Raw genomic sequence first — 12,947 nt, forward strand, 5'->3', positions numbered from 1 at the left:
CGGTTTGCCCTTGAACTCGGTGGCGGCCTTGTACGCCGCGTACACCTTCCGGTAATCATGCCCGCCGCGCTTGAGTCCCCACACCTGCGCATCATCCATATCCGCCACGAGATCCTTCGTGGCCGGGGTCTTCCCGAAGAAGTGATCGCGCACAAACCCACCGGATTCTGCCTTGTAGGTCTGGTAATCCCCGTCAGCGGTCTCGTTCATGATCTTCACCAGATCCCCGGTGGTGTCTTTGGCGAGCAGGTCATCCCACTCCCGGCCCCACACCACCTTGATCACGTTCCACCCGGCACCGCGGAAAAACGCCTCGAGTTCCTGCATGATCTTCCCGTTACCACGCACCGGCCCGTCCAGGCGCTGCAGGTTGCAGTTGATCACGAAGTTCAGGTTGTCCAGATTCTCATTGGCCGCCAACTGCAACAACCCACGCGATTCGGGCTCATCCATCTCCCCGTCCCCCAGGAACGCCCACACCTGCTGATCACTGGTGTCTTTCAACCCGCGGTTCTGCAGATACCGGTTGGACTGCGCCTGATAGATCGCGTTCATCGGCCCGATCCCCATCGACACCGTCGGGAACTCCCAGAACTCCGGCATCAACCTGGGGTGCGGATACGAGGACAACGCATGACCGGCCTTGGACTTCTCCTGCCGGAACCCGTCCAGATCCTCCTCGGTCAGCCGGCCCTCCAGGAACGCCCGCGCATACATCCCCGGCGACGCGTGGCCCTGGAAGAACACCTGATCTCCACCACTGGGGTGGTCCTTACCCTTGAAGAAATGATTGAACCCCACCTCATACAGGGTCGCCGCACCCGCATACGTGGAAATATGGCCACCCACACCGATCTCCGGACGCTGCGCCCGATGCACCATCACCGCAGCATTCCACCGCATCCACGCCCGGTACTTCCGCTCGATCTCCTCATCCCCGGGGAACTCAGGCTCCTCATCGACCGGAATCGAGTTCACATAATCAGTAGTCACAACACTGGGAAGACCCACCGACCGGCCACCAGCACGCGCCAGCAAACGCCCCAAAACATCACGGGCACGATCAGAACCACGCTGATCAATCAACTGATCAAAGGACTCAATCCACTCAGCCGTCTCCTCAGGATCCGAATCCCCACCAACACCCGAACCCACAATCCCCTGATCAGCAACCATGCCAAACCCTCTTTCGCTGCGCGGAACCTGCCCGCTCGATTCACTGCCTGACCGGCATCGCACCCTTGCAATGCGGCAGATGGCCTTTGTCCCTCCGGGTCCATTCCAACCCGCGCTTTCGCAATATGGAACTATTATTCCATTACTATAGGGTGAATGCCTGCCAAGATGGGAAATGCCAACCAGAAAGGGCACCGGAACGTCATGAATGAACTGCCGATTGAGTCTCCACGCATTGCCGTCATCACCGGTGCAGGCTCCGGCATCGGCAAGGCGGTGGCGCACGCATTCCTGGACGCCGGCTGGGCAGTGACCCTGGCGGGCCGCCGTCGTGAACCGCTCGAGGCAACCGCACAGGGCCGGGAATTGGCTGACGTACTTCCAACCGATATCAGCCGGCCCGACGACGTCGCCCACCTCTTCGCGCACGTACATCAACGCTGGGGCAGGCTCGATTTCCTGTTCAACAACGCGGGAACCATTGGTCCCGCGGGCGCAGTTGACGAGATCAGCCCTGAGGAATGGACGTCAACGGTGGCGATCAACCTGACGGGTTCGTTCCTGTGCGCGGCGGAAGCGTTCCGCATCATGAAGCAGCAGGACCCGCAGGGCGGGCGCATCATCAACAACGGGTCCATTGCTGCCCACTCTCCACGGCCGCGGTCGGCGGCGTACACCGCAACAAAACATGCAGTGACAGGGCTGACCAAGTCGATCGAACTGGACGGACGCGCCTACGGCATTACGTGCGGTCAGATCGACATCGGCAATACCTCCACAGGGCTTATGACCACCCTCGGCGTTGGCGAGGGCGCGCTGCAGGCGGACGGCTCCCGTCGGATGGAACCCACGTTCCCGGTGGAAGAGGCCGCCCGCACCGTGCTGTATATGGCGCAGCTACCGCCATCAGCCAACATCGGCACAGTGGTCATGACGGCCAGCGGCATGCCCTTCATCGGCCGCGGCTAGGCGGTCATGCGCGGGGAAAGAGTGGGTAATAAAAGGAAAGCCCTCCGAGGAGACGGAGGGCTTTCAACGGTGCGGAGTTACGGTCTTCAGCTGTACCAGAACCAGTGCGGAGGACTCCACATGGGTGGAACCTGATGTCCATTGAAGGATCCGCAGACGGAGCAGGAATAACTGACACTGGCAGGAAGCAGATCCCGCCCTCCAGAGGAAACACGCGCGGGAACAAAGTCCTCGTAGATCAGGAACTCATCGGTTCCACAGGTTCCGCACCACGGCAAAGCGCTATCCCGCTCGGCCAGCTGCCCCGTTGAGGGCAACATGGTACTTCGATGGTCCGGGTTGATAATCGTCATTGTTTGCCACCGTCCAACTGCAGTCGTTCTGAGAAGCAACAACTAAGCTCGCTTAGTTAAGGTTTAATAACGATAGCGTTTGTGCGCTAATTACGGAAGTCCTTAGTGTTTCGAAGCAACCGGATTGGCAGAATAGCGTTATGATCCGATCCCGCTCCCGCACCGCCCCGGCTCTCCCCACCACGCAGCGCCTGTCGCTGGCGCGAACCCTGGCTGAGAGCAACGATGTCACGGTGTTCGTGGACGGCACGGCCGTCAAGCTTCCCGGTGAAGCGAGGGACGCCGTCGTCGATCTTCTGCAGAGACTGGCGGCGGGAGACTCCGTGACGGTGACCTCGGTCGCTGACTCGCTGACCACCTCGCAGGCGGCGGAAGCGGCCGGAATTTCACATACCTATCTGCGGAACCTGACCGACGCCGGCGTGATCCCGGTGGAATACCGTGGAACTCACCGGCGCATCAGGCGGGAAGCCATCGACGCGTGGCTCGCCGCCCAGAAGAAATCAGATGCGGGGACGCCGTGACCATCGCCGCGCCTTCAAAGCAAGGTGCAGCTCAAGGCGGACCGGCCCGCTGAGCGGATCAGCGCCGATCACGGAACGGACGCGGGACAACCGGTTGTACACGCTACTGCGATGCAGGTGGAGTTGGCCCGCTACGTCCTGCACTGAACCGTTCTTGTCGAACAACAGCTCCAGAACGGGCAGCAGCTCATTGTTGCGGTCATAATCCTCAAGTTCTTCGAAGTAGACCGACCGCGGCGAGGAAGCCTGCCACCCGCCGCCCGCCAGAAACTGGTACACGCCGATCGAGCGGTAGCGCACGGAATCGCCCAGCAAGGGATCGACCGCGGCTGCCTGCGCCGCCGATCGCGCCTGTTGGTATCCACCCGCCAGGCCATCAGGGGCAGTGAACGGCTCGCTGGCCCCGCTCGTCAACGGAAAGCCTGCTGCACCCGCGACAGCGGCCAGCCGCTCACCATACCGGCGCCGGATCGCGGCCAGCTCCGTCTGGCCCGCATCATGACGGACCAGCAGGACCGAATGGGAGGCCTCACCGGCACTGAAGACAACGACGTCGGCCCCGACGGTGGCCTGTAAAGCTGCGGTACGCCGTGCCAGCGTCCCATCATCGGTGCCCTCCTCCCGGTGTGCCGTCGAACGATCGAGCAGCACCTCGACGTGCCACGGCGAAGTGCCGTCAAGTTCCGGCCAGCCCGCACACTCCTCCAGTGCCTGACCTTCACCCGTGGCGGCAGCGAGGAAGACCCGCTCCCGGCGCGTGCGGTGCTCGGAACCGGCCGTGTTGTCCTCCAACAGCAGGGCCGCAAGCCGCTCGACGTCCTCGCGTACCCCGGGCAGCTGCTTGAGAATATGAGCGGCACTGTCTTCGCCGGCGTCCTGCTGCACCCACAGGTAGCCGACGCGGAAGCCGCGCACCAGCAGCGGTACGCATACCCGCCCAAGCATCCCGAGTCCGGGATTGGCCGGAACCGCGACCGGGCGCACCGCCGTCGTTATTCCGTGCTGCACCTGCCAGGCGCTCACGTCCGCCGGGACCTTCTTGCTGAGCAGGAAGTTGACCCGCACGCGGTCTGCGGAGGATTGGTGGCTGCTGTAGGCGAGGAGGACGCCGTCGAGGTCCTCCAGGGAGAGGCCGCGGCCGAGGCGTGCGGCAATCCGCTCCACCTCGAGCTCCACCTGTGTTGTCTGCACTGACTCATCCTAGGACCGCGACGGCGACACTTGGTGCTCCACAACTCGACAACTGTCGACTGGAACGGATGACGGGTCCGTGTTAGTGATGCCAGTCACAGCGGTCTTCCTTCCGCTTCCCTGCGCGGAAGGCAAGACAAACGACGACGGCGTCACCCGGCGTCGTCGTGCTCGCCCTCCTTCGATGGGCGGCGGGCGCCCTGTCCGGCGGAGGGAACCGCTCGTATCCTTGAGGAAACAGGCCACAAGCCTGCTGATCAGGTTCCATGGTCAACTTCAGTCAATTCGAGAGCAGACGGAGAATCCCGTGATCATCGGCGTCCCCAAAGAAGTGAAGAACAACGAGTTTCGCGTAGCCATTACGGCCTCAGGCGTGCACGAGTTCCGCACCCATGGCCATACGGTCCTGGTGGAGCGGTCGGCCGGTGTGGGGTCCAACATCACCGATGATGAATATGTGGCCGCTGGCGCGGAGATCGTCGACGATGCCGATGATGTGTGGGCGCGGGCTGACATGGTCATGAAGGTCAAGGAACCGATCGCGGAGGAGTACCACCGCTTCCGGGAGGGCCTCATCCTCTTCACCTATCTTCACCTCGCCGCTGAACCGAAGTTGACCCATGCTCTGATCGAAGCCGGCGTCACGGCAATTGCCTATGAAACCGTCCAGGATGGTCGGGCACTTCCGCTGCTGGCCCCCATGTCCGAGGTGGCCGGGCGGTTGTCGGTTCAGGTTGGAGCGCAGGTCATGACCGCGCCCTCGGGTGGTCCGGGCCTGCTGCTGGGCGGCGTGCCCGGCGTGCGGCCGGCAAAGGTTGTGGTGCTGGGTGCAGGTGTTGCCGGAACCAACGCCACCGCCATGGCTGTGGGCACCGGAGCCGACGTCACCGTTCTGGACATCAATATCGCCCGGCTCCGGGAGCTCGACGCCCAGTATGCGGGCCGCGTCCGGACCATCGCGTCCAACGCCTTCGAGATCGAGCGGGCGGTGCTGGAGGCAGACCTGGTGATTGGCTCGGTGCTTATCCCGGGCGCCAAGGCGCCGAAGCTCGTCACCAATGACATGGTGTCGCGGATGAAACCGGGCAGCGTCCTCGTGGATATTGCCGTGGATCAGGGCGGCTGCTTCGAGGATTCACACGTGACCACGCATGAGGAACCCACGTTCACCGTGCACCAGTCGCTCTTCTACTGCGTAGGGAACATGCCCGGCGCCGTGCCCAACACGTCCACCTACGCGCTGACCAACGTGACCCTCCGGTATGCCGTGGCGCTGGCTGATCGCGGAGTGCGGGGTGCCTTCGAGGCTATTCCTGCCCTGGCATACGGGCTCAACGTTGCGGGCGGTGCGGTGGCGCACTCCTCAGTGTCCGAGGCACACGGCCTCGAACTCACCGAGGACTGGCGCCAGCTCGTCTATACGGTGTGAGCCGCTTCAATGATCCGGTGGGCACGCAGACTGTCCGCCGGATCAACCGGGACGAGCCCGCCGTCCTGCAGCGCAGCCGCGAGGAGGTCATAGAACGCGGGATAGTTGCCGTCCTCCGTGGGATGCCGCGTTGCCTCGTGGTCGAATCCGAGCAGGCCCCAGGCGAGTTTGTCCTCCACACCGTAGCCGGGATCGGAGGGCAGCATGCCTGCATCAACGGCTGCTTCCTGAACGTCCACTCCCCACTTGGTGTACGCGGATCCGGAGCCCGTGACCCGGAACCGCGGGGCCGCCTGCGGCGCGAGTGCGTTCATCCAGAGGTGACTGATCACGCCTGAGGAATGCTTCAGGGCCACAAAGACGTCATCGTCCGGCCCTTCGGCTTCGCGGTGGGCCGCACGTTCCGCATGAATGAGCTCAGCGTCTCCGAAGAGCTGCAATGCCTGATCGATCAGGTGCGGGCCGAGGTCATAAAGGATACCGCCGCCCTCCTCGGCTCCGCTGGTTGCTTTCCAGGGTTTGGTGACCAGCGGCTTATAGGTTTCCATCCGGGATTCGAACCGCCGCACCTGGCCCAGCTTGCCCGCCTCGAGCAGCTTTTTCACGGTCAGGAAATCGCCGTCCCAGCGCCTGTTCTGGAAGACCGTCAGCAACTGCCCCTCCGCCTGTGCCAGCGCGATGAGCCGCTCACCGTCCGCTGAATCAACGACAAAGGGCTTATCCACGACGACGGCGGCGCCTCCCCTCAGCGCCCGCTCGGCCAGCTGTGCGTGCGTGGCCGGAGGCGTAGTCACGACAACGAGATCCAGCAGGTCCAGCTGCTGCCACAGCTCATCGACGGTGGAAAGGGTCCGCGTGTCCGGATAGCGGGCTTCAACCTGCGCAATACGGTCCTCGTTGGATGTCACGACAACATCGAGTGAATACCGGCTGTTGGTGCTGATGAAGGGCGCGTGGAATACCCGCCCACCAAGGCCGAATCCGATGAGGGCAGTCCTGATTTTCTCCATGGCCCAACCCTAGGGCCACGGTGGGACTTGAGCACCAGGATTTGTTTCACCGGTCCGAATTTGCGGACGGGTGAAGCCATACTATGATCATCTATCGGTCAAGCAGTGGCTATTGCATCTCTCACCTTTAAGGGACCCTATGGCCACCGCTTCGGACCCCGGCACTCACACACCTTCTGATCCTGGCACCGACCTGCCCGATCCCTTCAGCACTGCTGAAATCAACGGGCACGACGGCGCGCCGCTGCACACGCATTCAACGCGGCTCATGCTGACCACGGCAGCACATTTCGTCCAGGAGCACCTGCATTCCCAACTAGCCGAACTCCGGCTGACTCCGGTTGACCTGTCGGTCCTGAGCGGTCTGGCGGAGTTGTCTGCAGCCTCCATCCCCGATGTTGCAGCGCAGTGCCTCCTGTCACAGGAGATCACCGCACGCTCCCTCGCCGAACTCAGCCAACTGGAGTTCGTGAAGGCGGAGAACGCCAGGTATACGATGACCGCCGCCGGCCGCCGCGCGCTCACCGAGGCACGCGATCTCGAGGATGATCTGTTCGCCGAGAAGAGCACAACACTGCGCATGGAACTCGGCTCATTGATCAGCCGTCTTCGCGACGGCGGAGTACTCGACCCGAAGTAGCTTGAGCGTCAGTGCTTCCGGAGAGGGCCCTGCTGGGCTAGTGCCAGAGACTGCCTGCCCACGCAGCATCGCGCAGGTAGTCGCGGGCCGCTCCCACGTCCCAGAGCTCTCCCTGGGAGGCGATCACACCCATGCCCCGAAGGTCCTCGACCGTATCGGGGGAACACCCCAGGGCCTCGCTCAGGTCGTGTGCGTCTGCGGCGAGGATGACGTCTTCGTTATAGGCCATGCGTGCACTTTTCCTTTCTCGTCTGGGGTGGCGACGATCGAGCAGGACGAAGGTCAGTTCCGGCTGAACAGGGCGCGTTCCCGTTCAACGCTCCAGGTACGGGCATACAAACCAAGTACTGCTTCCTCACGGGGGCTGAAACCCAGGCGGTTCAGTGTCATATGCGCGTGGTGGACTGTCAGGTGCTGGGCGCTGCGGCTGACTCGGGCCCTGTCCGCGCGGTACAGATAGGCGTCCAGTGTGCGGAACCACCGGCGTCTCCAATTGTGAACCGCTGACTCGGCGGCGGTAGCGGCCATCAGACTTTGGAACGCGGGCGTCTTGGCGCTCACCTGGTTGGCCATAGCCTCCCGGACGGCCGGGCCGCGGGCACCGAGATCCGGCGTGCAGGTCCTGAGATGGCTGTCCCAGTAGTAATCCCACGAAATACGGCGCCGATCAGCCCAACTGGCTGATCGCGAGCCCTTCATCATGCTGCGTGCAGAGTCGAAGAGAACCAGCGCGGCGAAAGCGGACCGACTGTGCATCTTGGTGAAGCGCTGAGTGCCCCAGGCAGCGAGCTCGGAGGAGAGTTCGAAAACTTCCTCTGCCAGCTGCAGGCCTTCAACGCCGCCATACTTGAAGAGCTCAGACTCAAGCTGGGGATCCGCATCTTCCGCCCCGCGCAGATAGTAACCATGCGTAGCGGGAGTTGAGATAGATTGCCGGGAGGGCGCCGCGGCCAGAGCGCCGCCATTGCGCTTCAGAAGTACTTGATGGACTGTTTGCAACCGTTCGATGGTGGCGGGCTGCGCCAGAATGTGCAGCCGTACCTGAACAGATGACGATGGTTCTACACTCCGCGTATAGAACCATCTTTCGGCCCGCAGTACGTGGGCCTGCGCCGCCAGCGGGGTAACCAGGTCTCCAATGATGCCGTCCGCTACATCGAAGCCGCCTGCATGAGTGGAAAGATGCCACCATTGAGTGCTGAGTGCGGTTCGTGAGGCGGTTCGAACTGCGGTCAGCTGACTCATGGCATCCTCCTTCGGGCTAATGGTTACCCCCGCTGGGGCGAGTCTTTGGGGCGTTTCAGCTTCGCGACGAAGACCTGAATCGCTGTGTGGTTGGTCTTATTTCGGCCAATCCCAACTTGCGGTTACCGTCTTTGGCCAGTCCCAGCTAGCTGCTCCAACTGCCGGGGTTGCCGGTGCAAGAACCGCTGCTGCGACAAGGATCCCTGCGGCTGCGCCGATAATCTTCTTCACTGGACGTTCCCTTTCGTCAGGTTGCATGTGACGCGATCCGGCTCGCCGTCGAGCCGGTAAAACCAGCATGTGCGTGGCGGTTGCGGCTTGTCCAGCTGAGAAGGCGCCCTATTCAGGACATGGCCTGATGAGGACAAATGCCGCCTCAGACGTTCCCGGCGGACTGTCCAAGGCGAGCCCATCCGCCCGGCAATACCGCGGTTTGCGTTCCATTTCATTCCTGCACCGGCGCGCAGACAGGACGATGTCATTAACCTGACATGTCATGTTTTTACAGCACCGATTTTGGCGTTCAGCGGCCAACTTCGGGACGGGCACGGCGAGCCCAGCCCCGAGGTCTGTAGGCTACCCCTAGAGAAACGCGACAGTCGGAAAGGGAAACCGGGATGCTCGACGGCATATCCATTGAGCTCTACCGGTATGCCGTTGGCCACCCGGGATGGATGAAATCCGAGGCCTCCGAGGCGCTTGGGTACACCCTACGGGAGATTGACTCGGCGATGGAAGTGCTCGTGGAGCGCCGGCTGCTCAGCGAGCAGGGCGCCTCCGCACACGCGTACATCGCCGTTTCTCCGGACGTTGCTCTGGCTGATCTTGTTGACGCCGATGAGCGCGCTGTGCAGGATCTGCGGGCGAGGATAGCTGCCCGCCGGCGGGAACTCTCCACCCTCGTGCCCACCTATCTTGAGGCCCGCAAGAGTGTTATCACCAGCTCCTCGGTGGAGACGCTGGAAGATCCTCATCTGATCCATCGCGTCCTGATCGACTATGGCAGGGATGTCACGGAAAAGGTGCTGATTGCCCAGCCCGGACAGGGATCCACGGCCGATGTGCAGGAAGAAAACGTTCGTAAGGACCTGGAACTGCTGAGACTGGGGGTGGAGCGCAAAACGTTGTATGACGTCAGCACCCGTGACCACGTTCCGACGCGCAAGGCAGTTGCTGCCATCACCGCCGGAGGCGGGCGTTTCGGTGCCCTGCCGCGAGTCCCGCTACGGATGCTGATCTTCGACCGGAAACTCGCCCTCGTAGCCCGTCAGCTGGGACATGACGACAAGGCCGCACTAGTGGTTCGAGACCCGCATTTAATCCACATTTTTACCCAGCTGTTCGAGTTCGCCTGGGAACTCAGCGAGCCCTTCCTGATCGACGAGCCGACCGTCTCCCCTCTCAACAGCACGCAGCAGGCTATCCTCAAAGGTCTCGCAGCGGGCTATTCCGATGAGGTCATCGCCCGGCGCCTGGGCATCAACGTCAGGACTTGCCGCCGCCACATTGCGTGGATGCTCGAGACTCTCCACGCTGACAGCCGGTTCCAGGCAGGCATCAAGGCACACCAGGCTGGGTGGATCTAGAAAACTTCCGTTGCCTATGAGTGAACGCGTCCTCTAGACTCATCGCGTGACCTCCCAGGATGAACTGAACTCAACGCTGCTGCCCGCCGAAACTGAAGTGGCCCTCGAACGGGCCGTGGATTCAGCTCACCGGCACGAGAATCTGTTCTCCGAGCGAGCCGCAAACATCAAGCAGTCAGCCGTTCGCGATGTCTTCGACATCTCCATCCGGCCAGGGCTCGTCTCGCTGGCCGGCGGCAGCCCCTATCTGAAATCCCTCCCCATGCAGGACCTCGGCAAGACCGCCGAGCGGATCATCGCCGAACACGGGCTGGAGGCCCTGCAGTACGGCGGCGGTCAGGGCATGGAACAGCTGCGCCGGCAGATCTGCGACGTAATGGCCGCCGAAGGCATCACTGATGCGGATCCCGCGGACATCGTCGTGACCACAGGCTCGCAGTCAGCTCAGGATGTGGCAGCCAAGGTGTTTTGTGACCCGGGTGATGTGATCCTGTGCGAAGACCCAACCTATGTCGGTGCACTTAACACCTTCGAGGCGTACCAGGTGGACGTTCAAGCCATTGAGATGGACGAGCAAGGACTGGTTCCGGAGCGTCTTGAACAGCGGATCGCGGACTTGCTCGCCGAGGGCCGCCGCATCAAGCTGCTTTACACGATTCCCAGTTTCAACAACCCCAGCGGCATCACCCTGGCGGCTGACCGTCGCCAACGGATTGTCGACATCTGCCGTGCGCACAACATCCTGATTCTTGAAGACAACCCCTACGGTCTGCTTCGCTTCGACGGTCACCCGCTGCCGCCGATGCGGGCGGAAAACCCTGATGACGTCATCTACCTTGGATCATTCTCGAAGATTTTCGCCCCCGGAGTCCGTCTGGGCTGGGCGCTTGTGCCCCGGCATCTGCACCGCCGGTTCTACCTTGCGTGCGAGGCAGTAGTGCTGTGTCCATCGCCATTGACCCAGATGCTGGTGTCGGCGTATCTGAGCGACTACGACTGGCAGGGCCACCTCGCCAACACCCGGTCGCTGTACAGCGAGCGGTGTTCCACCATGTTGAAGGGGCTTGCCGCGCACCTCCCCGAGGGCGTCAGCTGGACAACGCCGGACGGCGGTTTCTTCGTGTGGGTCACGCTGCCGGAGGGCGTGGACACCTATCCGCTGCTCTACCAGGCCATCGACGCGGGAGTGGTCTTCATTCCCGGTGCCGCCTTCACTCCGTCCGATGAGCCGTCGAACAAGCTGCGCCTCGCCTTCAGCGCCGTCTCACCCGAGGACATCGAAGAGGGCATCCGTCGACTCGCCCCGATCCTGAGGACCGCGATCGAGGAAAACGCGTCTCGCGCATAAAACACTACGACGCCGCATCGCCCCGAATATTCAGGCCCTGGGATCCAGTCCGGGAAACTTAGTCCAGGAGTAGAGCGGGTTCTTCCAGGATCGACGCGACGTCGGCCATGAAGCGGGCGCTGAGATCGCCGTCGACGACGCGATGATCGAACGATCCGCCGAGGGTGGTGATCCAGCGGGGAATCACCTCGCCGTCAAGCACCCACGGCTTTTGCTTGATGGTTCCAAAAGCTACGATCGCGACTTCACCGGGATTGATGATGGGTGTTCCGGTGTCGATACCGAGCGCACCAATGTTTGTCACCGTCAGGGTTCCGCCCTGCATCTCCGCCGGCTGGGTTTTGCCGGCCCGCGCACGGGCCGCCAGATCATTCAACGCCACCGCCAGTTCCTTCAGGGAAAGATCCTGTGCGTCCTTGATGTTCGGCACCATGAGTCCGCGCGGCGTCGCCGCTGCAATTCCCAGATTCATGAAGTGCTTGACCAGGATTTCCCGGTCCGTCCAGGTTGCGTTGACCGACGGGTTGCGCGCCGCCGCCCAGATGACGGCCTTCGCGAGAATGAGCAGCGGTGACACCTTGATGCCCTCGAAGTCGCGGGAGGCTTTGAGCCGCTTCACGAACTCCATGGTCCGGGAGGCATCAACATCGACGAAGATACTCACATGCGGTGCTGAGAAGGCGCTCTCCACCATCGCCCGCGCGGTGGCCTTACGGACACCCTTGACGGGGATGCGCTCGATCCGCTCCCCCTGCGGACGGGTGGCTGCACCCCAGAACGACGGCGCGTGGTCCTGCTCAGCGTCCCGCTGGGCCTGGTAACTCAGCAGGTCCTGTTTGGTCACCTCACCTGAGCCGCCGGTAGCGGGAACGTCGGCCAGGTCGATGCCAAGATCACGGGCGGCCTTGCGTACGGGCGGCTTCGCGAGGGCGCGCCGCACTGCCCCGGATATTGCTGCGGCCGTGCGGGAAGTCGGCGTCGCGGGGGATTGCACATCGGTGACGTGCCCCGCCGGTGGTGCGGGCGTCGTCGTCGTCATTGGGGTTGCCTGCGTGCCGGCGGGACGGTTGCTGCGCGGCCTGCGGCGGGAGGAATCGGCCTTGGGTCCGGTTCCGACCAGGGGTGCGTTGGCGTCCGCAGCCGTTGTTGCTGGCGCTGCAGGTGGAGTGACAAGTTCACCGGGGACGTGGGCCGCGGCCGGGGCATCGTCTGTGGCGCCGGGCTCGGCGAGTGCAGAGTCCGAAACGGAGATGATCGGGGTGCCCACCTCGACCGTCTCGCCCTCCCGGACAAGGAGTTCGGCAACCACACCGGCGTAGGGAGACGGCAACTCAACAAGCGATTTGGCTGTTTCGATCTCGACGATCACGTCGTTGACGGCGACGGTTGAGCCGGGTTGAACCTGCCACCGGACGATCTCGGCCTCCGTGAGACCCTCGCCCACGTCAGGGAGATTGAAGGTGTTCAGCGTCATGG

At 62.8% G+C, this 12,947-nt stretch carries 11 protein-coding genes and 1 pseudogene; 6 read left to right on the forward strand and 6 right to left on the reverse strand.

The features are described 5' to 3' along the window. A pseudogene (locus ABFX19_RS05205) lies at positions 1-1,176 on the reverse strand (pyruvate dehydrogenase (acetyl-transferring), homodimeric type); the annotation flags it as partial. A 204-nt stretch (positions 1,177-1,380) separates the two neighbouring features. On the opposite strand from ABFX19_RS05205, the gene ABFX19_RS05210 reads away from it, so the two are divergent. After that, positions 1,381-2,145 (forward strand): SDR family oxidoreductase, encoded by a 765-nt coding sequence (locus ABFX19_RS05210; protein ID WP_346028041.1) that lies wholly within the window; start codon positions 1,381-1,383, stop codon positions 2,143-2,145. Between the two features lie 493 nt (positions 2,146-2,638). Next, positions 2,639-3,022: a helix-turn-helix domain-containing protein gene (locus tag ABFX19_RS05215; RefSeq protein ID WP_056545362.1), complete on the forward strand. Its 384-nt coding sequence runs from the start codon at positions 2,639-2,641 to the stop codon at positions 3,020-3,022. Here ABFX19_RS05215 and ABFX19_RS05220 read toward each other — a convergent pair. Beyond that, a complete protein-coding gene (locus ABFX19_RS05220; protein WP_277357580.1) occupies positions 3,002-4,213 on the reverse strand; it encodes a PucR family transcriptional regulator in 1,212 nt (403 codons plus the stop codon). The genes ABFX19_RS05215 and ABFX19_RS05220 overlap by 21 nt on opposite strands. A 307-nt stretch (positions 4,214-4,520) precedes the next feature. Between ABFX19_RS05220 and ald the strand changes: the two genes are divergently transcribed. Next, positions 4,521-5,642 (forward strand): alanine dehydrogenase, encoded by a 1,122-nt coding sequence (ald, locus tag ABFX19_RS05225; RefSeq protein WP_346027735.1) that lies wholly within the window; start codon positions 4,521-4,523, stop codon positions 5,640-5,642. On the opposite strand, the gene ABFX19_RS05230 is transcribed toward ald, so the two are convergent. Continuing rightward, positions 5,630-6,652, reverse strand: coding sequence for a Gfo/Idh/MocA family protein (locus ABFX19_RS05230; RefSeq protein WP_346027736.1), 1,023 nt, complete (start codon positions 6,650-6,652; stop codon positions 5,630-5,632). The genes ald and ABFX19_RS05230 overlap by 13 nt on opposite strands. A gap of 139 nt (positions 6,653-6,791) precedes the next feature. Between ABFX19_RS05230 and ABFX19_RS05235 the strand changes: the two genes are divergently transcribed. Further along, positions 6,792-7,292, forward strand: a complete 501-nt coding sequence (locus ABFX19_RS05235) for a hypothetical protein (RefSeq protein ID WP_346027737.1) — start codon at positions 6,792-6,794, stop codon at positions 7,290-7,292. Positions 7,293-7,329: 37 nt separating this feature from the next. Here ABFX19_RS05235 and ABFX19_RS05240 read toward each other — a convergent pair whose 3' ends face one another. Next, positions 7,330-7,521 carry a hypothetical protein gene (locus ABFX19_RS05240; RefSeq protein WP_056545370.1) on the reverse strand — a complete coding sequence of 64 codons (192 nt, stop codon included), beginning with the start codon at positions 7,519-7,521 and terminating at the stop codon, positions 7,330-7,332. A 53-nt stretch (positions 7,522-7,574) separates the two neighbouring features. Further along, complete coding sequence (locus ABFX19_RS05245; protein WP_346027738.1) at positions 7,575-8,537, reverse strand: lantibiotic dehydratase C-terminal domain-containing protein; 963 nt, start codon at positions 8,535-8,537, stop codon at positions 7,575-7,577. 617 nt (positions 8,538-9,154) lie between these two features. On the opposite strand from ABFX19_RS05245, the gene ABFX19_RS05250 reads away from it, so the two are divergent. Further along, complete coding sequence (locus ABFX19_RS05250; RefSeq protein WP_346027739.1) at positions 9,155-10,123, forward strand: helix-turn-helix transcriptional regulator; 969 nt, start codon at positions 9,155-9,157, stop codon at positions 10,121-10,123. Positions 10,124-10,169: 46 nt separating this feature from the next. After that, entirely contained in the window at positions 10,170-11,471 is a 1,302-nt protein-coding gene (locus ABFX19_RS05255; protein WP_277357586.1) for an aminotransferase-like domain-containing protein, read from the forward strand. Between the two features lie 58 nt (positions 11,472-11,529). Here ABFX19_RS05255 and ABFX19_RS05260 read toward each other — a convergent pair whose 3' ends face one another. Then, entirely contained in the window at positions 11,530-12,945 is a 1,416-nt protein-coding gene (locus ABFX19_RS05260) for a dihydrolipoamide acetyltransferase family protein (RefSeq protein WP_346027740.1), read from the reverse strand. Between the last annotated feature and the right edge of the window lie 2 nt (positions 12,946-12,947).

It is taken from the genome of Arthrobacter parietis (assembly GCF_039530425.1).
Taxonomy (GTDB): Bacteria; Actinomycetota; Actinomycetes; order Actinomycetales; family Micrococcaceae; genus Arthrobacter_D; species Arthrobacter_D parietis.

Bases quoted from the DNA above. Each gene is read 5' to 3' on its own strand.
- ABFX19_RS05210 (WP_346028041.1), top strand. From the start codon at position 1,381: ATGAATGAACTGCCGATTGAGTCTCCACGCATTGCCGTCATCACCGGT.
- ABFX19_RS05215 (WP_056545362.1), top strand. From the start codon at position 2,639: ATGATCCGATCCCGCTCCCGCACCGCCCCGGCTCTCCCCACCACGCAG.
- ABFX19_RS05230 (WP_346027736.1), bottom strand. From the start codon at position 6,652: ATGGAGAAAATCAGGACTGCCCTCATCGGATTCGGCCTTGGTGGGCGG.
- ABFX19_RS05235 (WP_346027737.1), top strand. From the start codon at position 6,792: ATGGCCACCGCTTCGGACCCCGGCACTCACACACCTTCTGATCCTGGC.
- ABFX19_RS05240 (WP_056545370.1), bottom strand. From the start codon at position 7,521: ATGGCCTATAACGAAGACGTCATCCTCGCCGCAGACGCACACGACCTG.
- ABFX19_RS05245 (WP_346027738.1), bottom strand. From the start codon at position 8,537: ATGAGTCAGCTGACCGCAGTTCGAACCGCCTCACGAACCGCACTCAGC.
- ABFX19_RS05250 (WP_346027739.1), top strand. From the start codon at position 9,155: ATGCTCGACGGCATATCCATTGAGCTCTACCGGTATGCCGTTGGCCAC.
- ABFX19_RS05260 (WP_346027740.1), bottom strand. From the start codon at position 12,945: ATGACGCTGAACACCTTCAATCTCCCTGACGTGGGCGAGGGTCTCACG.